The sequence below is a fragment of the Amycolatopsis sp. NPDC104819 genome (genome assembly GCF_055583145.1).
This window is the reverse complement of the sequence record NZ_JBVJON010000008.1, coordinates 155,442-174,555: the sequence shown is the minus strand read 5'-3', so window position 1 is coordinate 174,555 and position 19,114 is coordinate 155,442. Positions and strand designations below refer to the sequence as shown.

The 19,114-nt window shown below is 71.8% G+C and carries 20 protein-coding genes; 9 read left to right on the top strand and 11 right to left on the bottom strand.

Annotated features, from left to right (window positions below):
* Window positions 1-60: 60 nt before the first annotated feature.
* Both ACZ63E_RS26170 and ACZ63E_RS26165 read right to left on the bottom strand, forming a co-directional pair.
* On the bottom strand, window positions 61-1,257 hold the full coding sequence (locus ACZ63E_RS26170) for a cytochrome P450 family protein (protein WP_465338745.1): 1,197 nt from the start codon (window positions 1,255-1,257) through the stop codon (window positions 61-63).
* 4 nt (window positions 1,258-1,261) lie between these two features.
* Window positions 1,262-2,092 carry a TauD/TfdA dioxygenase family protein gene (locus ACZ63E_RS26165; RefSeq protein ID WP_465338744.1) on the bottom strand — a complete coding sequence of 277 codons (831 nt, stop codon included), beginning with the start codon at window positions 2,090-2,092 and terminating at the stop codon, window positions 1,262-1,264.
* Window positions 2,093-2,233: 141 nt separating this feature from the next.
* Here ACZ63E_RS26165 and ACZ63E_RS26160 point away from each other — a divergent pair, with 141 nt between their 5' ends.
* Window positions 2,234-3,238: a methyltransferase gene (locus ACZ63E_RS26160; protein ID WP_465338743.1), complete on the top strand. Its 1,005-nt coding sequence runs from the start codon at window positions 2,234-2,236 to the stop codon at window positions 3,236-3,238.
* Between the two features lie 62 nt (window positions 3,239-3,300).
* Here the strand turns inward: ACZ63E_RS26160 and ACZ63E_RS26155 are convergent, their stop codons facing one another.
* The 7 genes from ACZ63E_RS26155 to ACZ63E_RS26125 form a co-directional block, all read right to left on the bottom strand.
* Window positions 3,301-4,569 (bottom strand): FAD-dependent oxidoreductase, encoded by a 1,269-nt coding sequence (locus ACZ63E_RS26155; protein WP_465338742.1) that lies wholly within the window; start codon window positions 4,567-4,569, stop codon window positions 3,301-3,303.
* Window positions 4,566-6,233 (bottom strand): prenyltransferase/squalene oxidase repeat-containing protein, encoded by a 1,668-nt coding sequence (locus ACZ63E_RS26150; protein ID WP_465338741.1) that lies wholly within the window; start codon window positions 6,231-6,233, stop codon window positions 4,566-4,568. Before ACZ63E_RS26150 ends, ACZ63E_RS26155 begins: the two co-directional genes overlap by 4 nt.
* On the bottom strand, window positions 6,230-7,234 hold the full coding sequence (locus ACZ63E_RS26145; RefSeq protein ID WP_465338740.1) for a UbiA family prenyltransferase: 1,005 nt from the start codon (window positions 7,232-7,234) through the stop codon (window positions 6,230-6,232). Before ACZ63E_RS26145 ends, ACZ63E_RS26150 begins: the two co-directional genes overlap by 4 nt.
* Window positions 7,224-8,225, bottom strand: a complete 1,002-nt coding sequence (locus ACZ63E_RS26140) for a polyprenyl synthetase family protein (protein ID WP_465338739.1) — start codon at window positions 8,223-8,225, stop codon at window positions 7,224-7,226. Before ACZ63E_RS26140 ends, ACZ63E_RS26145 begins: the two co-directional genes overlap by 11 nt.
* The gene (locus ACZ63E_RS26135) at window positions 8,222-9,214 is read right to left on the bottom strand and encodes an aminotransferase class I/II-fold pyridoxal phosphate-dependent enzyme (RefSeq protein WP_465338738.1); all 993 of its coding nucleotides are present in this window, start codon (window positions 9,212-9,214) and stop codon (window positions 8,222-8,224) included. Before ACZ63E_RS26135 ends, ACZ63E_RS26140 begins: the two co-directional genes overlap by 4 nt.
* A 519-nt stretch (window positions 9,215-9,733) precedes the next feature.
* The gene (locus ACZ63E_RS26130) at window positions 9,734-10,696 is read right to left on the bottom strand and encodes a YdcF family protein (protein WP_465338737.1); all 963 of its coding nucleotides are present in this window, start codon (window positions 10,694-10,696) and stop codon (window positions 9,734-9,736) included.
* 270 nt (window positions 10,697-10,966) lie between these two features.
* Window positions 10,967-11,617, bottom strand: a complete 651-nt coding sequence (locus ACZ63E_RS26125; RefSeq protein WP_465338736.1) for a TetR/AcrR family transcriptional regulator — start codon at window positions 11,615-11,617, stop codon at window positions 10,967-10,969.
* Window positions 11,618-11,696: 79 nt separating this feature from the next.
* Between ACZ63E_RS26125 and ACZ63E_RS26120 the strand changes: the two genes are divergently transcribed.
* The 6 genes from ACZ63E_RS26120 (at window position 11,697) to ACZ63E_RS26095 (ending at window position 15,843) form a co-directional block, all read left to right on the top strand.
* Window positions 11,697-12,167 carry a YybH family protein gene (locus tag ACZ63E_RS26120; protein ID WP_465338735.1) on the top strand — a complete coding sequence of 157 codons (471 nt, stop codon included), beginning with the start codon at window positions 11,697-11,699 and terminating at the stop codon, window positions 12,165-12,167.
* Entirely contained in the window at window positions 12,164-12,634 is a 471-nt protein-coding gene (locus tag ACZ63E_RS26115) for an anthrone oxygenase family protein (protein WP_465338734.1), read from the top strand. Before ACZ63E_RS26120 ends, ACZ63E_RS26115 begins: the two co-directional genes overlap by 4 nt.
* 35 nt (window positions 12,635-12,669) lie before the next feature.
* A complete protein-coding gene (locus ACZ63E_RS26110) occupies window positions 12,670-13,926 on the top strand; it encodes an alpha/beta hydrolase family protein (RefSeq protein WP_465338733.1) in 1,257 nt (418 codons plus the stop codon).
* Window positions 13,927-14,048: 122 nt separating this feature from the next.
* On the top strand, window positions 14,049-14,657 hold the full coding sequence (locus tag ACZ63E_RS26105; protein ID WP_465338732.1) for a TetR/AcrR family transcriptional regulator: 609 nt from the start codon (window positions 14,049-14,051) through the stop codon (window positions 14,655-14,657).
* A gap of 95 nt (window positions 14,658-14,752) precedes the next feature.
* Complete coding sequence (locus ACZ63E_RS26100) at window positions 14,753-15,145, top strand: ester cyclase (RefSeq protein WP_465338731.1); 393 nt, start codon at window positions 14,753-14,755, stop codon at window positions 15,143-15,145.
* Between the two features lie 11 nt (window positions 15,146-15,156).
* On the top strand, window positions 15,157-15,843 hold the full coding sequence (locus tag ACZ63E_RS26095) for an SDR family NAD(P)-dependent oxidoreductase (RefSeq protein WP_465338730.1): 687 nt from the start codon (window positions 15,157-15,159) through the stop codon (window positions 15,841-15,843).
* Between the two features lie 54 nt (window positions 15,844-15,897).
* Here ACZ63E_RS26095 and ACZ63E_RS26090 read toward each other — a convergent pair whose 3' ends face one another.
* Window positions 15,898-16,314, bottom strand: coding sequence for a hypothetical protein (locus tag ACZ63E_RS26090; RefSeq protein WP_465338729.1), 417 nt, complete (start codon window positions 16,312-16,314; stop codon window positions 15,898-15,900).
* A gap of 52 nt (window positions 16,315-16,366) precedes the next feature.
* Window positions 16,367-16,957 (bottom strand): TetR/AcrR family transcriptional regulator, encoded by a 591-nt coding sequence (locus ACZ63E_RS26085; RefSeq protein WP_465338728.1) that lies wholly within the window; start codon window positions 16,955-16,957, stop codon window positions 16,367-16,369.
* 75 nt (window positions 16,958-17,032) lie between these two features.
* Between ACZ63E_RS26085 and ACZ63E_RS26080 the strand changes: the two genes are divergently transcribed.
* Together ACZ63E_RS26080 and ACZ63E_RS26075 are read left to right on the top strand one after the other, a co-directional pair.
* Window positions 17,033-18,079 carry an SDR family oxidoreductase gene (locus tag ACZ63E_RS26080; protein ID WP_465338727.1) on the top strand — a complete coding sequence of 349 codons (1,047 nt, stop codon included), beginning with the start codon at window positions 17,033-17,035 and terminating at the stop codon, window positions 18,077-18,079.
* 179 nt (window positions 18,080-18,258) lie between these two features.
* Window positions 18,259-18,915, top strand: coding sequence for a hypothetical protein (locus tag ACZ63E_RS26075; RefSeq protein ID WP_465338726.1), 657 nt, complete (start codon window positions 18,259-18,261; stop codon window positions 18,913-18,915).
* Window positions 18,916-19,114: the final 199 nt, after the last annotated feature.

Genomic DNA, 19,114 nt, shown 5'->3' with positions numbered 1-19,114 from the left:
AGATCGGCGCCTCGCGGGCGGGTCCCTGGTGTCGACGACGCACTCGGGTTCGGCGGCCGCTCAGCTCGCGTCGGAGGGCGGTCCGAGCACCACGGGGAAGGTTCTCGGCGCGTGGACGTGCACGCTGCGGCGGAACGTCAGTTCGTCCTCGGGGGCGGCGGCGCGAAGCTCCGGGAAGCGATCGAACAACGCCGTGAGAGCGACCTCCGCTTCCAGTCGCACCAGCGCCGCGCCGAGGCAGCGGTGGATGCCGTGCCCGAAGGCGACGTGGCCGGCGGGTTCGCGATCCGGGTCGAGGGCGGCCGCGTCGGCGAACCGGCCGGGGTCGCGGTTGGCGGCCCCCGTGGAGAGGGTGACCGAGGCGCCGCGGGGGATCGTGACACCGCCGATCTCGAGGTCCTCGGTGGCGAACCGCAGCGACGCGTTGAGCGCGGGGGAGACCCAGCGCAGCAGCTCTTCGACCAGGTCCACCGCAGCACCCGGCTTCAGCCGCCGCCGCGCCGCCGGGTTGGCCAGCAGGGCCCGCACGCTGTTGGTGACGAACACCGCCGTCGTCTCGTGGCCGGCCATCAGCAGCAGCATCGCCATCGCGACGATCTCGAGGTCGGACAGGCGTTCGCCGCCGTCGGACGCCTCGATGAGCCCGGACAGCAAAGCGTCGTCCGGCTCCTTGCGGCGCAGTGCCACGAGCCCGCCCAGGTAGTCCGCCAGCTGGTTCGAGGCGCGGACCAGCTCGGGTTCGGGGCACTCGTCGATCAGCACCGTCGACCAGTGGGCGAAGTCCTCGCGGTCCAGTTCCGGCACGCCGATCAGCGCGCAGATCACCTCCATCGGCAGGGGAATCGCGTAGCCGGCCACGAGGTCCACCGGCTCGTCGGTGGGCAGGCCGGAAAGCAGGTCCTTGGCGATGGCCTCGACGCGGGGACGCAGTTCGGCCACCCGGCGCACGGTGAACGCCTGGGTGACCAGGCTGCGCAGCCGCGTGTGGTCGGGCGGGTCGAGCGAGGTGAGCATGTGCGACATGGGCGCGGGCAGTCCCGGTGGGGCGGTCGCGCGTTCTTCGGCGGGCAGCGCGGCGCGGTAGTCCTTCGCCAGCCGCGGGTCGGCGAGCCCGGCCCGCACGTCGGCGTACCGCGTGACGAGCCAGGTCGGCCCGGTCTCGAAGGTCACCTCGCGCACGGGGGTGTGCTCGCGGGCGTGGGCCAGCGCGCGGTGCGGGTCCCGCCAGTACAACGCCATGAAGTCCCGGTCGTCCACGGCGTCAGTCCTTGACCGCGGTCGCGCTCATGCCGGCCACCCGGTGGTGCGGCCAGCGTGCGCCGTCGCCCTTGGGCTCGTCGCCGAGCACCGTCACCCGCCGGCCGACCCGGCGTGCCGAATAGTCGTTGACGGCGTGGTGCTGGGTGGCGCGGTTGTCCCAGACGGCGACGGCTCCCTCGGACCACCGGAAGCGGCACACCCGTTGCGGGCTCTCGGAAACGGCGAACAGGGTGGCCAGCACCGCCGCGCTCTCTTCGGCGGTCAGCTGCGGGATGCGCTTGGTGAACATCCGGTTGACGTAGAGGGATCGCCTGCCGGTTTCGGGGTGCACGCGGACCACGGGGTGCTCGGCCTCGCTGCGGAACGACCCGTATTCGAACACGTGCAGCGCGGTGAGCCCGTCGGCCAGTTCCCGGAGCGGTTCGGACAACGCCTCGTAGGCCAGGTACTGGTTGCTCCACATCGTGTCACCACCGACTTCCGGCGACTGCACGATCTGCAGGATCGAGGCGATCGGCGGGGACGCCGCGTAGGTGACGTCGGTGTGCCACACGTCCGCCTTGGCGCCCTGGTCGGAGTCGAGGACGACGATTTCCTCGTGCTCGGCCAGCTTGGGCAGGAACTGGTGCACTTCGAGCGGCCCGAAGCGGCTGCCGAAGGCCTTGTGATCGGCGGGGGTGAGCCCGGCTTCGTCGCGGAAGAACAGCACCAGGTGCTTGAGCAGCAGCTGGTGGATCCGGTCGAACAGGGCGTCGTCGACGTCGGCGAGCGCAACCCCGCGGATCTCGGCGCCCAGCGCCCCGGTGAGGGGGCGAACGTCAAGAGAAATCATTTTCCGCTCATTCCTGAAAGCCGTTCCGCATCACGCGGAACGGATGGTCGAATATTCCCGGAAACTTGTCCGAGCCGGTTTTTCGTGTCATCTTCAGAAGGTCATCGAATCCCTCTGCGGGACATTCCCGAAAGGACCACCGTGACCAGTGAGACCACCGGCACCGCCGCCCTCGCCGCTCTCGTCGACCTCGCCACGCCGTTCGCGGTGCGGTCCGCGGTCGCGTTGAAGCTGCCCGAGCTGGTGCGGGACGGGTGCACCACGACAGCGGCGCTGGCGCGGGCGTCCGGCACCGATCCGGACGCGCTGGCCCGCCTGCTGCGCCACCTCGTGGCGGTCGGGCTGTTCGCCGAGCCCGCACCGGGCGAGCACGAGCTGACCCCGGTGTCCCGGGCCCTGCTGGACGAGCAGAACGCGCTGCTGCGGTCGTGGCTCGACGCCGACGGTCCCGGCCTGAAGATGGATCTGGCCTACAGCGGGATGCTGCACGCCGTCCGCACCGGCGCCTCGGCCTACGGTGCGGTGCACGGCCGGGACTTCTGGGCGGACTACCGCGACGACGAAGAGCTGCGGTCGTTCTTCGGCGCGACGATGGCCGGGTTCGCCTGGCAGACCGGTCCCGAGGTCGCCGCCCGCCACGACTGGAGCGCCGTGCCGAGCGTGCTCGACGTGGGCGGCGGCACCGGCGCGCTGCTGGCGGCCGTGCTGACCGCGCACCCCCACCTGAGCGGCGCGGTGCTGGACCTGCCCGAGGTCCGGCCGGAGGCCGAGGAGTTCCTCGCCCGGCTGGGCGACCGGGCGAAGTTCGCCGGCGGCAGCTTCTTCGACCCGCTGCCCACCGGATACCACGTGCTGATGGTTTCCCGCGTGCTGACCGATTGGCCCGACGCGGACGCCACCCGGATCCTGAGCCGCTGCGCGGAGGCGGTTCCGGAGGACGGCCGGGTGCTCGTGGTGGAGGTGCTCGCCGGCGCGGAGCACGCCAAGAACAACTCGTCGTTCGACCTGCAGTCGCTGACCCTGCTCGGCGGCCGGGAACGGCGGCCGGAGGACTTCGACGCGCTCGCCACCGCTGCCGGTCTGAAACCGTGTGGGCGGATCGAGGGGGCGGACGGCCTGGTGATCCTGGAGTACGCCCGCGGGTGAGTCCCCCGGTGCGTTTTCCCTGACGCCGCGGGGAAAACGCACCGGGCCGGACCGGCCCGGACTCATCGGGCCGGCTCCCCGGAGACCGCCCGGTTCACCCAGGCGGGGAGCCGGGCCGCCCGCGGGTCGGGCAGCAGTTCGATCTGGTGCAGCCGGTCCAGCGGGGTGAGCCGGCGCACCCCGAGCCCCGACATCGTGTGCATGACTTCGTGCCGGAGACGGTCGTTGCGGCCGGTGCCGGCCAGCGCCCGGCGGCCGACCCAGGACCGGGTCGTGATCATCCGCGCGGCGTTGTGACTCGTCCGCCCGATGTGGGCCAGGTTGGCCTGGCGCGCTTCGTCGTAGCGGCGCAACGCGTGGTCGAGGACGTCGGCGGTCAGTGTGCCGCCCTGGCGCACCATCGCGGCCAGCTCGTGGGCGTCCGCGATCGAGCTGTTCATGCCTTGCGCCGCCATCGGGTGCACCGAGTGCCCGCTCTCGCCGACCAGCGCGATCCCCGGCGCGACCAAGGTTTCCGCCGTCGACCGGGACACCGGCAGCACCTGACGGCGCTCGAGCGCGGCGCGGAACGCCGCGGCCAGCGGCGCCAGGCCGGGACAGCCGTCGAGCACGCCGTCCGCCCACGTCCGCAGCCCGTCCGGGCCGATCCCGCGCAGCTCGCCGGGGCCGACCTGGACGTAGAGCCGGACCCGGCGGCCGGGCAGGGGGTAGTGCAGCCGCAACCCGCCATCGGTGACGTAGGCCGAGAAGTCCGGTTCGAGCTCGGCGACGTCGTGCAGTTCGAACGCCGCCAAGCGATGCGGGTAGTCCTGCCGCCGCGCGCTCAGCCCGGCGGCGGTGCGCAGCCGAGAGGACATGCCATCGGCCGCCACGACGAGCGTCGCGGGGATGTCCCCGTCCTCGCACCGGACGCCGGCCACCCGGCCGCCGGCCCGCAGCGGTTCGCGGACGTGCACGCCCCGGCGCACCTCGACGTTGTCCGGGAGCGCGTCGGTCAACGCGTCGAGGATCGCCTGGTAGTCGTGGGCCAGCAACCACGGCTGCGCGGCCGGAAGCCGGGCGTAGTCGAGCACCATGCGTGGTGAGCCGTCCGCGGCGCGGGCGACCAGGCGTGACAACCTCACCGCCCCGGCGGCTTCGAGCCGGTCGGTCACGCCCCAGTCGTGCAGGATCGCCAGCGAGCCCGGTTGCAGCACCTCACCTTTGGCCACGGGCGCGGGCACGGGCTGTTTCTCCAGCACGAGGACTCGCTGCCCCAGCCGCCCCAGCGCGCAGGCGGCGGCGAGGCCCGCCACACCGGCTCCGCAGACGACGACGTCCGGCGCGCTCATCGGGCCACCGCCCGGTAGCGGCCCAACGCCCGCAACGCCATACCGGTGGTGAACCCCGGGTTGGCGTAGCGGCTGACCCGGCGGACGTATTCGTGCACCGGTTCGGCGGGCCACCCGCCGCCGGCGACGCGGGCGTCCAGCAGCCAGCGGACCCCGGCCGCCACCGCGGCCGGTTCCGCACCCGCCGCCAGCAGGGACGACACCGCCCAGCCGGTCTCCTCGACGGTCCCGGGCGCGCCGTGCCCGTCACCCCACGAGCCGTCGTCGTTGCGCGCGCCGAGCAGCCACGACCGTGCGCGGGTCCCCGCTTCGCCGTCGGCGGCACCGCAGCGAGCGAAGGTTTCCAGCACCGCCGCGGTGCCCATCGTGTGCTCGCGGTACCACACCGACTCGTAGCTGCCGTCGGGCAGCTGCGCTCGGCCCAGCCACCGCACCGCGCGCCGGATCCGTTTGCCACGAACGGAAACTCCCGCGTCGAGCAGGGCGTCGACGGCCTGCGCCGTCGTCATCGGGCACGGGCCGCTGTTGGCGACCTTGGTGTTGCGCACGCAGAGTCCCCACGAACCACGGCTGTCCTGGCGATCCCCGAGCCAAGCCGCGCCGGTGCGGACGGCGTCGGCTTGGTCCTGCCCGGGCAGCTTCGCCAGCGCGGAGACGATCTCGCCGGTCTCCAGCACCGCGGGCCACCCCACCGCACCCGACCAGCCCCAGAACCCCGGCGGGCAGGCGAACGCGAGGAACGGCCGGTGCTGCTGCAGGCGCACGAACAGGTCCCGCGACACCGCCAGCCGTTCGTCGTCGCGATAGCCGGCCTCGATCAGGCCGCGGACCGCGTACATCGTCCAGGCCGCGTCCAGCGGGGTCGTCGCCCACGAGCCGTCGGGGTGCATGGTGCGGCGGAACCACCGCACCGCCGCGTCGACCATGTCCTGGCCGAGCCCGGCCCGCGCGAGGCCGATGCAGACCAGCCCGGTGACCCAGGCGTCCTCCGACCAGGAGCCGGCGGACCCCTCGTGTTCGAAGGCCTGCCGGATGCCCAGCAGCGCGTTCGGCTCCGCCCGGCGGGCCAGCGATCGCTGCAGCCGGGTCAGCGGCCGGTGCCGGACCTGCGCGAGCCCGAGCGCCGAGGCCATCGGCAGCCGCAGGTCGAACAGCCGCCGGTACAGGCCCGGCACGAGCGCGAGCTCCAGTGGGAACCGGCGCATCCGCTCCGGGGCGAGCCAGCCGGCGAACCCGTAGAACTGGCGGCACCACAGCACGACTTCCGGGTGCGGGATCGCCTCCAGGCCGCCGTAGTCCGCCATCCACCGCCGGCCGGCCTCGACCACCGGTGCGTTGCCGGCCGGGTCGATCAGGTGCAGGGCCGCCGCCGACACCGCGGTCGGGCCCGGTTCACTCGGCAGACCGGGCACCATCGCCCAGCCCCCGTCGTCGTTGCGGGTGCGGCGCAGCCGGTCGGCGCCCGTTTCGATCAGGTCCGCGGCGCCGCCCGGGTCGGCGAAGTGCAGCGCGGTGATCGCCCCCGCGGTCGCGAGGGTGGAGCGCAGGGTGCTCGCCCCGAAGTCGAACACCCCGTCCGCACGCTGGGCCCCGAACAGGTCCCGCGCCCCCGCCGAGATCGCGGTTTCCAGTTCCGCCACCGTGCCGGTGTGGACCGAGCTCATGGCCTGTCTCCCTTGTTCGGTGTGCCGTCCGGGAACTCGTGCCGGGACCGCATCCGGCTTTGCAGAGCGAGTGAGAAGACGAGCGCCGGCACCAGCACCGGCAAGGCGGTGCCGGCGCCGGCGGCCCCCGCGACCACCGCGGCGGTCAGCACCAGGCGTTCGGCGACCAGGAGCTCGTGCGAGCGGAGGGCTCGCCGGGCCGTGAGCGACACCGGCCGTGCCACCGAGAACGCGCAGCCGCCCAGCAGCGCGGCCACGACGACCAGCGCGAGCTGCGCGCCCGGCCGCGCGGCGACCAGGGCGCCGAGGCCGACCGCGGTGGTGCCCGCCAGCCACAGCCCGCTCGCGAGCTTGACCGCGGTCGCGACGCCGTGCCGCACCGGCACCGAGTGGTAGCCGCCGGCGCGGTCGCCGTCGACGTCCCGCACGGTGCCGATCAGGTTGGACGCGGTGTCGTGCAGCAAAAATCCCGCGGCCACCGGCAGCAGCGCCATCGGCGGCCAGGGGACGGCGGTCATCGCGCCGATCACCAGCGCCAGTGCCGACAGCACACCCCGGCTCAGGTTCCCGCTGAACCCCATCCGCTTGAAGACGGCGCTGTAGGCGACGACGCCGCCCATCGCCAGCGCGAAGACCGGCAGGATGCGCCAGTTGAGCGCGACCGCGACCGCCAGCGACGCCGTCGCGCAGCCGATGCCCGCGGTCAGCGCCGCGGTGGGGGACAACCGCCCGGACGGGATCGGCCGCTGCGGCTTCGCGATCGCGTCCAGGTGCCGGTCGAAGTAGTCGCCGAGGTAGTGCCCGGAAATCCAGCCCAGCACCGGAGCGAGCACCGCGGCGGCGATCTCTGCGGGGTGCCGGCCCCCGGCGAGCAGCACCCCGGCGAGCCCGAGCAGGGCCGGGTAGCACGTCGTGTAGGGCCGCCACGTCTCCCAGTGCGCCTGCGCTCGTCCCCGTACCGTCCGCCCGGCGATCCCGGGGGCGCGTGCCTCAGTGGTCACGGTCGACGGCGAGCTCGGCGATGCCGGCCAGTCGGTCGGCGGCCTCGGCTCCCGGCAGCTCCCGCAGGCGCGCCACCGCGATGCCGGAGCGCTCCCGCGCGAGGTGGCGAGCGGTGTCGAGCGCGCCACTGCCGATCACCGCGAGCCGCAGCGACTCGAGTGCCTCGGCCGGGGTGAGCGAGCCGGAAAGCGCGGTCTCGACGGCCTTTCGGTGTTCCGGCCGGCCGTCGCGGTGCGCGATCAGCACCGGCCAGGTCGGCCGGAGGTTGGCGGCGTCGCTGGCATCGGGCTTGCCGGTCCGGCCGGAGTCCAGGTAGGGCAGGAGATCGTCGTACATCTGGAAGGCCACGCCGGTGTGCCGGCCGTAGTCGCCGAGCAGGTCGACCTGCTCGGCCGAACCGCCGCCGAGCAGTGCGCCGGCCCGGCACGCGGCGCGGAACAACGCCCCCGTCTTCAACGCGGCGACGTCGAGGTAGTCCGCCAACCGGCTCCCCGGCCGATGCGGCCCCGGCGGTGTCAAAGCCGACTCCAGCACCTGCCCACGGCACAGATCACCGCCCGAGCGAGCCAGCTCGTCGACGACCGCCACCACCACCTGCGCCGGTGCGCGGCATTCGGCGACCGCGGCGAACAGGTCGAACAGCAGGGCGTCCCCGGTGACGATGGCGTCCGCGACGCCGTAGCGCGCGTGCACCGAAGGGCGGCCGCGGCGCAGGTCGTCGCCGTCGATGATGTCGTCGTGCACCAACGAGGCCACGTGCAGGTGTTCGACCGCCACCGCCGCGGGCAGCGTGTTCTCGGCGGCGCCGCCGACCGCTTCTGCGGCCGTGACGAGCATCAACGGGCGCAGCAGCTTGCCCGGCACAGCCATGGCGTAGTGCGTCAGCTCGTCGAACCGGTCGCCGGCCCCGGAACGCCGCCGGACGAGGGCGCCGCGGATCACCTCGGACCGGTCGCCTGCCTCGAGCGCCTGGCTCATCGTGCCGGTCATCGCGCGGCCTCCGTGACGAGCGGGTGGGTGGTGAACGAGCGGGCCGCGGCGAGCACGGCGTCGTTGGCCTCGGGGAGCCCGGTGCTCACGCGGACGCCACCGGCGACTTCCCGCACCGCCACCCCGTGTTCGGCCAGGTGCGTGATGAACTCCTGGTTGCGCGGCCCGAGCCGCACCCAGAGGTAGTTCCCCCCGCTGGGCGGGACGTCGAAGCCCAGTTCGTGCAGGCCCGCGCGGACCCGGTCCCGTTCCGCGGCCACCTCCCGGCACTGCGCGCGCATCCGGTCACCGGCGTCGAGAGCGGCCAGCGCGGCGGCTTGCGCGACGGTGGGCACGCGGTGGAACGGCGCCGTCCGCCGCAGGGGCCCCACCACTTCTTCCGCCCCGACGAGGTAACCGACTCGCAGGCCGAGCAGGCCGTGCGACTTGGAGAAGGTGCGAACCACGGTCAGGCGCGGATCCGACAACGTTGTCGCGTCCCCGATCAGGACGGGGTCGGCAAATTCGCGGTACGCCTCGTCGACCAGCACGAGCACGTGCGGCGGCAGCGCGGCGAGCAGGGATCGCAGCCACGGCAAGCCCAGGACTTCGCCGGTCGGGTTGTTCGGGTTGCACACCAGCACGACCCGGGTCCGCTCGTCGACGGCTCCGGCGAGGGCGGCGAAATCCTGCCGGTCGTCTTCAGCCGCGGGCACCGCGACCGGCTCCGCTCCCGCGTTGCGGATCAGCAGCGGGTAGAGGTCGAACGACGGCTCGGTGTGCACCACGGTCGAGCCCGGCGCGCAGTGCGCGGTCAGGAACTGCTGCAGCAGAGCCCCGGAACCCGCGCCGGCGACCACCCGGCCCGCCGTCGTGCCGAGGTCCTCGGCCAGTCGCCGTTCCAGCCGCGCGGCGAGTGCGTCACCGGTCAGGTTGATGGTGGCGAGTGAGCCGGCCAGCGCTTCCGGCACTCCCGGCAACAGGGGCCAATGATTCTCGTTGAATGCCAATTGATGAATGATTCGAGTCAATTTACGAACCTTCCCGATCTGGGCGATCTCGACCTTACGATCGTTGCCGTTCCACGGTCAAGGCATCATGGGTGCAATTCTTGAACAACAATAATGTAATTCGTGAATCTGTCTTGTGAACCGGGTTTCTGCCGTTGTCAAGCGCGTGGGAGTGATTTGCCCTCGCGGACAGCAGGTGCATCACAAAGAGTCATGGCCGGCCGCTGTCACCCTGTCGGCGGAACGGGCACGTCGGATTGTGCCATTCGGCAGAGTAGGCGTCGTCGAATGGCGGAAGACCTTGGTCGAATTCGCGTAGACGGCGATTTTTTGGGACTGGTCGAGATTAATGCGATTCGTGTTCGACGGGTGGCGGGCGGCGCGGTGTTCGGCTAAGGTCGCGCGCCGCGACACCGGCCACGACGATGGAGCCCGGTTTCTCCTGTTGCCCGCATTTCCGAATTTCGGTTCCGGGACCCGGCGTCGGGGTGGTGGTCCGGTGGGGCGCCGGAGGCGAGTTCAGGGGAGCGCGGCCAGGAAGCCGGTGAGCGCGAGCAACCCCGTCACGCCGAAGTTGACGAGCCGGTGCTCCATGAGGATGGCGGTGAACTCCCGGATGGTGGCGCTGGGCCAGTAGTAGAGGGCGGTCGGTGCGCCGACGACCTGTCCGTTCACCTTCGCCGTGCGGGCAAGGATCGCGGCGCGGAAGGCGTGGAAGTTGTTGGTGACGACCACGCACCGGTGCCCGGGCCGGTGCTGCCGCATGAGTTCGCGGCTGAACGCGAGGTTCTGCGCCGTGGTCGCCGAGCGGTCTTCGCGGAGCACTTTGTCGGCGGGAACGCCGTAGGCGATGAGGTAGTCGGCCATGGCGTGGGATTCGGGCTGGTTTTCGTCCGGTCCCTGGCCGCCGGAGGCGACGACCACCGGGTCGCCGCCCCGGTCGCGCTCGTCCCGGTAGACGGCGATCGTCTTGTCGAGCCGGGCGGCCAGCAGCGGCGGGATCCTGCCGGTGATGATCCGGGAGCCGAGCACGATCACGAAGTCCACGCCGGGACGGACGCGCAGCCGGCTGTACAGGAAGGCGTAACCCAGGTAGCAGCAGAACAGGAAGCTGACGTAGGACACCGCGGCCAATGCGGCGACGGCCACGGCGCCGATGGCCGGGTGCTGGGTGTACTGGGCGGTGACCAGCAGGACCGCCAGTGCCAGCAGCCCCAGGCCGGCGAGGAAGGACAGGAGGTTGCCCAGGGACCGGCTCTCACGCCGGATCATGGTCACCCCGTTCGCGAGCAGGAAGACCGTCAGGACCAGCACCGTGACCAGCGGTGCCAGGAGGACGAAGAACACGACGACGCCGGCGGTTTCCGGGGGAAGCCGGTCGATGTCGTCGAGGAGCGCGATGACCAGGCAGGCGACGGCCAAGCCGAGCAGGACCGCGTTGCGGAACCGCCGACGGTCCTGGCGGATGCTGACCAGTGCCACGATCAGGAACAGGGCGGCCAGGGCGTAGAGGATGGCTGTCGCCTCCGGAGTCTCGGGTTCGGATCGCCAGCAGGATCATCGGACCTCGGGAGTGAACAGCGCGGTTGTGACACTCGTCGGCGACGGCGATTCACCTGACCGGGCGGTGGGTTCTCCGCGCTGTACGCTCCACTGTGGCGTGTCGGCGCGAGGTGCCCGATCGCGGGGCGACCGAATCAAGCGGCGGCTCGGCGGCCGCGGGCCTGGCCGAGTGCGCCGGGACGGCTCGCTTCAGGACGTGCTCGGCAGCCCGGCGGCGGTGGCGGCGATCATGCGCTGCAGGGTGGGCCGGAACGGGGGGAACACCCCGGCGATCTCGGGTTCCTGCTCGTACAGCTCCTGCAGTGCCCGCGGGGGACGGGTGAGCGGGAACAGCTTGGCGACGAACGCGCCGGCGGCCATGACCACCGCGGCGCCGTCGGCGACGTCCAGCTGGGGGCAGGCGGTGGAGATCTGCCGGCCGAGGGTGAAGTACATGTCCACGGCCCATCGCTTGTGGGCTCGCAGTGCCGCGACGGAGACGTTGTGTTCGAGCATCGTTTCGGTGTGGATGGTGAGGTCGCAGTACAGCGGCCGGTCGGCGTAGGCGCCGGCCAGGGCGGCCGCGACCGCCGTGACCCCGCTCTCGCCTTCGAGGGCGGCGCCGGCCGCGGCCGCCCAGCCGGTGCCCTCCCGCATGGTCAGCTGGAGGTAGATCTCTTCGCGGGTGCCGAAGTAGCGCAGGACGTTGGACTTGGCCAGGCCGACCGCCGTGGCGATGTCGCCCAGGCTCACCCGGGTCACGCTGGATTCGAGCGCGAGTTCGCCTGCCGTGGCGAGGATCGTCTCGCGCCGCTGGTCCTTCTGTTCCGGGCGCCTGGCCCGCTGGAACGCCGCATCCATGATGGCCGTCAGAGTACCGCCAGGTTTTAAGCAACACTGTTCTCTTGTTAAGGAGACGGTGTTCTTATAACCTGGGCCCATGACGGTCAGCAGTGCCGGCCTGAGCCGGACCATCGATGCGTTCGTGGCCTCCTTCAACGATCCCGACCTCGACCGGGTGATGTCCTTCTTCGCCGAAGACGCCCGTTACCTGCCTGGGCGCGGTCCGGAGCTGCGCGGGCTCGCGGCGATCCGGGCGGCCTTGGCGCCGCAGTTCGCCGGCCGCTACGGGGAGCTGTTCTTCGACGTCTACGACGAGGTGGTCGACGAGGAGCGAGGCCGGGCGGTGATCCGATGGGTGTGCCGGCTGGACCTGACCGGCGCCAAGGGCCGGCGAGCGACTCCGCTGTTGCGCTGGTTCGCGCGGCTTCGCCACGGCGGCCGGGTGCAGTGGCACGGCCTGGACGTCTTCCACTTCGACGCCGCCGGGAAGATCACCGGCAAGTTCACCTATGCGACCTTCCGGATTCCCCTCTGGGAACCGGTGCGCCGGCCGAGGGAGCGGGCATGATCACCTTCGCCCATTTCGCGGCCCTCGTGGCGATCCTGAGCACCGGGATCGTCTACGGCACGGACACGTTCTGCGCCCTCGTCCAGCGCCCCGCTCTCGCGCGGGTCGACGACGCGACGCTCACCTCGATGATGGGCAATGTGCACCGTTTCGGCGATCGGCGGATGCCGGCTCCCGGCATCCTCGGGGTTGTCGCCGCGGCCGCCGCGGCGGTGGTGGCCGCCGTCGCCGGGCACCCCGCAGGATCGGTGGCCGCGGCGGCCGCGTTCGTGCTGCTGGTGATCTGGGTGCTGGTCTACCTGCGCGTCAGCGCCCCCATCAACCGCAAGCTGACCGCGGCGGCCGACGCCGGCGACGCTCCCGCCGAAGTCCGCGCGTGGCAGCGCAGCTGGGACCGCGTAATCGTCCTGCGGGCTGCGCTGCAGGGCTTGGCCGTGCTCGCCCTGGGCGTCAGCCTGCTCAGCTGACCGGCTTACCCGACCTGGAGCGGAGGCTCACTGTCATGACCACGAACGCCTACCACGTCCGATCGACCGCGGAGAACGGCTACGACGGGTATCCCCGCTTCGCACACCATGACTCGATCTCGGCACTGTGGTCGCAGAAGTGGCGGGCGCCCTGCGCGGCGGGGAGCTACCCGTTCACCGACGGCAGGGTGGCCGACTTCGACCCGATCTTCGCCGAGCTGAGCGACGTCTTCGCCGACGATCCGGCGATCTTGTCGCGTCCCGACGACTACGCGAAGCCGTTCTTCCCGGTCGCCGACCGCCTTGCCGCCGCCGCGGACGAAGCTGCGTCGGTCCGCCGCGCGGCCGAAGCGAAGGAGTTGTACCTGCGCGCGGCAGCGGTGTACCGCATCGCGCGGTTTCCCATCAACCGGTCACCGTTGAGCCGGCAGGCTTGGCAAAAGGGCAAAGCCGCCTACGAACGAGGCGGCCGGCTGCTCGACCCGCCGAGCGTCCCCATCGAGATCCCCTTCGCCCACCTGGACTCCGCCGCCGGCGATCTCGGCACGGGCATCGCCGCCCACCTCCGGCTGCCCCGAGGTCCGAAGCCTGCGGCCGGCTGGCCCGTCCTGCTGTTCATCTGTGGCCTCGACGCCTACCGGACCGATCACACCCCGCGCACCCAGGCCCACGTCGAGCGCGGCTACGCGACGGTCAGCTTCGAGATCCCCGGGACCGGTGACTGCCCCGCGGCGCCGAACGATCCCGCCTCACCGGACCGGCTGCTGAGCAGCGTTCTCGACTGGACAGCCGGCGCCGCCGACGAGCACGGGTTCGACATCGGAAAGGTGTTCGCCCGCGGCATCAGCACCGGCGGCTACTACGCGCTGCGCGCCGCCCACACCCACGCGGACCGGTTGCGCGCCGTCGTGGCCCAAGGCGCCGGCTGCCACCACATGTTCGACCCCGGCTGGATCGGCGCCCAGAACCGGATGGAATACCCCTTCGCCCTGGCCGACGCGCTCGCCTGGAAGTTCGGTTACCGCGACCCGGATCCGGCGGCAGCCGTGGCCCGGTACGCCGCTGAGGCGGGCAAGTTCAGCCTCCTCGACTCCGGCGTGCTCGACACACCCTCGTGCCGGCTGCTCGTCATCAACGGGATGGAAGACTCGATCTTCCCGATCGAGGACAGCATTCTCGCGGCGACCCGGGGTCACGGCAAGGACCTCGTGGTCCGGGGAAACCGCCGGCACATGGGCAATCCCGGTGCGGAAGAGATCCTCTACGAGTGGCTCGACCACGCTCTCGGCTGAGGCGTTGGCGAACAGCACGTCCAGGCCGTGTCCCCGGTTGTGGACGGCGAGGTTCGCGATCTCACCGCTCGGCCTCCGCCCAGTTCCGTATCGATCGATGCGAAAAGAGGTAGGCTGTGGCCGTGGAGACCGGACGGCGTCGCTCGACGGGGCGGCCACGGGGATTCGACCCCGACGAGGCACTCGAGCGCGCCCTGCTCGTCTTTTGGGAACACGGCTACGAAGGGGCGAGCCTGGTCGCGTTGACCGAGGCCATGGGGATTTCCACCACCAGCATGTATGCGACCTTCGGCAACAAGGAAGAGCTGTTCCGCAAGGCGTTGGAGCGCTACACCGAGGGCCCGAGCGCGTATGTCGTGCGAGCGCTGGACCAGCCCACGGCGCTGGAAGTCGCGACCGCGCTCATCGCGGGGGCGATCAGGACGACCACCCGGCCGGCCGGTCCGCACGGCTGCCTGGGTGTCCAAGGGGCCCTGGTCACCGGAGACACCGGCCGCGGCGCCCGTGATCTGCTGATCGACTGGCGTGAAGACGGCTACCGGGCCCTCCGTGACCGGTTCGCGCGAGCCGTCGATGAGGGTGACCTGCCATCCGGGGCGGACCCGGCCCTGCTGGCCCGCTACCTCACGGCCCTGGCCTACGGCATCGCCGTGCAGGCGGCCGGCGGTGTCGGCCGCGCCGAGCTGGAGGAGATGGCCGACGCGGCCTTGCGCGCCTGGCCGCTTTCCTGAGACGCCCGCCACTTCTGTAGTGATCGATGCGAAATCTGCTACGGTTGAGTTCTGCATCGATCGATGCGGAATTGGACCGAGAGCGGAGGCGGCAGATGCCCGACCGCGACCTGCGTGAGTTCTACGAGCGCTACCTGGGCGAGCTCAACGCCCACGAGTTCGGCCGGATGGCCGAGTTCATCGACGACCGGACGACCCTCAACGGTGAGCCGGCCACCCGCGACGACCTCATCGCCGTCCAGAAGGCCGACGTGGCCGCGGTTCCCGATCTGCACTGGGAGCTCCAGGACCTGCTCTTGGACGGTGACCGCCTGGCCGCGCGCCTGGTCAACACCGGCACCCCGGTGCGGGAATGGCTCGGCGTGGCACCGACCGGAGCCTCGTTCGAGATCACCGAATACGCCATCTACCGGGTCCACAACGGACGGTTCGTCCACATGGCCGCCCTGCACGACGCCGGCGAGCTGCGCCGGCAGCTCACCCGCTGAGAGGAAGATCCATGACCGTCACCCTGATCACCGGCGCCAACAAGGGCATCGGGTTCGAGACCGCGAAACTGCTTCTGCGGCACGGCCACACCGTCTACGTCGGTGCCCGCGACGCCGAGCGGGGGGAGAAGGCCGCAGCCGAGCTCGGCGCACGGTTCGTGCAGCTCGACGTCACCGACGACGCCTCGGTGACCAGAGCTTTGGCCACGATCGACGCCGCCGAGGGTCGCCTCGACGTTCTGGTCAACAACGCGGGTGTCCTCGGTGGCGGCTCCCTCGACGGCCCGACGGCGTTGCGGGTGTTCGACACCAACGCCGTCGGGCTCGTGCGGGTCACCGAAGCCGCGTTGCCCCTGCTGCGCAAGTCCTCGAACCCGACCGTGGTCACGGTGTCCAGCAGCGCCGGTTCGTTCTGGGCGGTGACCAACCCGGACCGGCCGGAGTTCGGGCTGCCGCTCGCGCTCTACTCCGCGTCCAAGGCCGCGGCGACCATGCTGACGGTCCAGTACGCGAAGTCGCAGCCGGGCATCAAGTTCAACGCCGTCGAGCCCGGCACCGCCGCCACCGACATGACCGCCGCGTTCGGCATCGGACGGCCGCCTGCCGAGAGTGCCAAGACGGTCGTGCGCCTGGCTGTCCTCGCCGCGGACGGCCCGACCGGAACCCTCCAGGACGAGAGCGGCGAACTGCCCTGGTAGGCCCGGTAAGGCTGCTTTCGCGCTCGACTCGGGGTGGCCGTCCTGCCGTTCTGGTCAGGGAAGCTGCGCGGCGCGGTCGAGGGGCGCCGGCACGGCCGGCAAAGCCTGCAGGGTCGCGTGCGCGGCCAGGAGACCATCCGGCCGGTCGGCGGTCAAGGCTTCCCACGCCCGGCGCAGCGGCACGCCCTCCGCGAGGACGAGATAGGGGCCATCACCGTGCCGGCCGGCCAGGACGACTCCGGTCTTGTCCCGCTCGCGGGGGCCGGGAACGCCGCCGGGCAGGAAGAGCAGGAGGCAGGTTTCGCCGCTGCCGGTGATGTCGTCGGTCAACCCGGTGCCGGTGAACCGCTCGGACGTCTCTCGGTCGGATTCGTCGGCGGGTACCGGAGCGTCGGGGTAGGCGAGGTTGTACTCGGCGGCGGAGAGGTATGCCGCCGGCGGCGCGACCGGGTCGACTGGCGAGGACGTCATGAGAGAACTTTAGGCGCGCGTCGCCTGGCCGGCAGTCCTCGCGGACCGACGGTCAGGCAGGCGCGGTCAGCGCGGGCAGCAGCACGGCGTCGATGACGGCGACCAACTGGTCGGCGGTCGCTTCGGTGCCGGTGAAGAGCTTCTCGACGAAGACGCTCCCCAGCAGGAACATCTCGGCGTGCGCCAGTGCCGGGTTGTCCGGCCGGATGGCGCCGCGGTCGACGTGACGCCGCAGGATCGCCGCCAGGGCGCGCAGGTGCGGGGCGAACAACACTTCACGCAGTGCCTGCGCCAGTTCCGGTTCGGCGAGGACCGCCTGCCAGATTCCCAGGGTCGGAGCTCCGGCGGGATGCGGAGGCGGTATCAGCCGGGCGAGGGCGACCAGGTCTCCGCGCAGGTCACCGGTGTCCACTTCGGGCAGCGGCGGGTACTTCCGGGCCAGCAGCGCCGTGATGACCAGCTTGGGTTTGCTGTCCCACTGCCGATACAGCGTCGCGGTGCTGGCCCTGGCCCGGCGCGCCACCTCGTCGACGGTCGCGCGCTCGTAACCGACCTCCGCGACCAGGTCGAAGGTGATCTGCAGGATCAGCTGCTCACGCTCGGATGTCAGGCGCTTGCGCCGCGAAGCCGGCGTACCGCTCATGTGCCCTCCCTGGTTGTCGAAAACGTACTTTCGACTGTACGGTTTCGACAACGCGTTTTCAACAAGGAGATGGACATGACGGACGACCTCGTCCTGGTCACCGGCGGCACCGGGTTCCTGGCCACGCACTGCATCGCCCAGCTGCTCGAGGCGGGTTACCGGGTCCGCACCACGGTGCGCCGCACCGCTGCCGAACGTGACGTCCGTGCCGCCGTGGCCGCGGCGGGCGCACCGGGCACCGACCGGCTCGCCTTCGCCGTGGCCGATCTGGGGCACGACGAGCACTGGGCGGCCGCCGTCGCCGGCTGCCGCTACGTGCTGCACGTCGCCTCGCCGTTCCCCGCGAGCCGGCCCGAGCACGAGGACGACCTGATCGTCCCCGCGCGCGGAGGGACGCTGCGAGTGCTCCGGGCCGCACGGGCCGCCGGTGTGCACCGCACGGTGCTCACGTCGTCCTTCGGCGCCATCGGCTACGGACATCCGCCGACGCCGCACGCCTTCACGGAGGAAGACTGGACCGCGCTGAGCGGGCCCGGTGTCACGCCCTACATCAAGTCCAAGACCCTCGCCGAGCGAGCCGCCTGGGATCTTCTCGCCGAACCGGGCGGTGGCGACATGCAGCTGACGGTCGTCAATCCGGTCGGGATCTTCGGCCCCGCGAGCGGGGTGCGCCTGTCCGGGTCGCTGCAGCTCATCCACGGCATGCTGCACGGCCGGCCGCCGGGAATCCCGAACCTGTTCACCGCGGTGGTCGACGTGCGTGACGTGGCGGACCTGCAGCTACGGGCGATGACGCACCCGGACGCGGCCGGCCGGCGGTTCATCGCGGCCGCCGGGGATGCCGTGCCGTTCGCCGGTATCGCCCGGATCCTGCGCGAGCACCTCGGCGAGGCGGCCGACCGCGTTGCGCGACGCAGGATGCCGGACGTCTTCGTGCGGCTGGGCGCCCCGGCGATACCCGCGCTGCGGGAGATGACCGGCAACCTCGGGGTCGTCCGGCACGTCGACAACAGCCGCGCCCGCGCCGTGCTCGGCTGGCGACCGCGCTCGACCGAAGACGCCATCGCCGCCAGCGGGCAAAGCCTCCTCGAACTGGGGCTGGTGGGCACGGCCCCGCGGTAGGAAACGGGAACCGGCCGAGCGCGGCGCCGGAACCTCCGGCCGCACCTCTTCCGGGTGAGTCTCGTCGCACGGGCGAATGATTGTCGGCCTTTCCGCCACCGGAGGGGGCCGGGCTACGCATGATTGCTTCGCAGCTGATCCGCCGGCCGCGCGGATCTTCCGGCCTCGAGGAGGGCGCAGTGCGCACAACCATCGCCTGGCGAGCCGGGCTCGCGGGGGCCGTCCTGGTGGCCGGGTTCGCCGCGACCACGGCGCCGGCGCAGGCCGATCCGCAAGCCGGTGTGGCGGACATCGGCTCGGCCGAGTTCACCAAAGCCGGTTCCACGACCACGGTTCCGGTCCAGGGCTACTGCTCGGTCGACGGACCGACCAGCGCGACCGCGCCGCCGGTGTCCAAGACGGGTGTCAGCTTCGGTGGCGGCACCTCCTCCTGCACGACCACCGTGACGGACCCGCAGACCGACACCACGGCCACGACCTCCACCGCGACGGGGAAGAACGTCGAGCTCTCGGCACTGGTGAGCGCGGGAGGCCCTCGCATCAAGCTCGCGTCGTTCACCGTGAAGTGTGAAGCGACCCAGACGCAGACGAACGCGGGCTGGACCTACAGCGGCCTTTCGGGCATCCCCGCTCCGCCGAAGCCGGTTCCGGTCGGCTATGTGACGCCGATCAAGAAGACCAACGGAACGGTGCTGGCGAACGCGGTGTTCAACGCCCAGACCCTGCCGGGCGACGGGAGCATCGGCCTGACGATGCTGACGGTCACGTTCCTTCCGGCCTCGGGTGTCAGCGGCCAGGTCGTGCTGGGTGAAACAGCCTGCGCACCGACCCAGTGAGCGGCGGCGGCAACGGAATCCTTCCGGGTCCATCGCGCATCGGCTACCGCGAAGGTCAACGGGCTTCCGTCGCCTGCTGCTGATCCGGCGAAGCCGGATCATCGAAGCACGGGGGGGGGGGGGGGGGGGGGGGGGGGGGGGGGGGGGGGGGGTGGGGGGGGGTGGGGGGGGGGGGGGAGGGGGGGGGTGGGGGGGCCAG

Excerpts from the sequence above, each read along its gene's own strand:
- ACZ63E_RS26165 (WP_465338744.1), bottom strand. The coding sequence starts at position 2,092 with ATGATTTCTCTTGACGTTCGCCCCCTCACCGGGGCGCTGGGCGCCGAG.
- ACZ63E_RS26155 (WP_465338742.1), bottom strand. The coding sequence starts at position 4,569 with ATGAGCGCGCCGGACGTCGTCGTCTGCGGAGCCGGTGTGGCGGGCCTC.
- ACZ63E_RS26150 (WP_465338741.1), bottom strand. The coding sequence starts at position 6,233 with ATGAGCTCGGTCCACACCGGCACGGTGGCGGAACTGGAAACCGCGATC.
- ACZ63E_RS26140 (WP_465338739.1), bottom strand. The coding sequence starts at position 8,225 with ATGACCGGCACGATGAGCCAGGCGCTCGAGGCAGGCGACCGGTCCGAG.
- ACZ63E_RS26125 (WP_465338736.1), bottom strand. The coding sequence starts at position 11,617 with ATGGATGCGGCGTTCCAGCGGGCCAGGCGCCCGGAACAGAAGGACCAG.
- ACZ63E_RS26120 (WP_465338735.1), top strand. The coding sequence starts at position 11,697 with ATGACGGTCAGCAGTGCCGGCCTGAGCCGGACCATCGATGCGTTCGTG.
- ACZ63E_RS26115 (WP_465338734.1), top strand. The coding sequence starts at position 12,164 with ATGATCACCTTCGCCCATTTCGCGGCCCTCGTGGCGATCCTGAGCACC.
- ACZ63E_RS26110 (WP_465338733.1), top strand. The coding sequence starts at position 12,670 with ATGACCACGAACGCCTACCACGTCCGATCGACCGCGGAGAACGGCTAC.
- ACZ63E_RS26100 (WP_465338731.1), top strand. The coding sequence starts at position 14,753 with ATGCCCGACCGCGACCTGCGTGAGTTCTACGAGCGCTACCTGGGCGAG.
- ACZ63E_RS26095 (WP_465338730.1), top strand. The coding sequence starts at position 15,157 with ATGACCGTCACCCTGATCACCGGCGCCAACAAGGGCATCGGGTTCGAG.
- ACZ63E_RS26090 (WP_465338729.1), bottom strand. The coding sequence starts at position 16,314 with ATGACGTCCTCGCCAGTCGACCCGGTCGCGCCGCCGGCGGCATACCTC.
- ACZ63E_RS26085 (WP_465338728.1), bottom strand. The coding sequence starts at position 16,957 with ATGAGCGGTACGCCGGCTTCGCGGCGCAAGCGCCTGACATCCGAGCGT.
- ACZ63E_RS26080 (WP_465338727.1), top strand. The coding sequence starts at position 17,033 with ATGACGGACGACCTCGTCCTGGTCACCGGCGGCACCGGGTTCCTGGCC.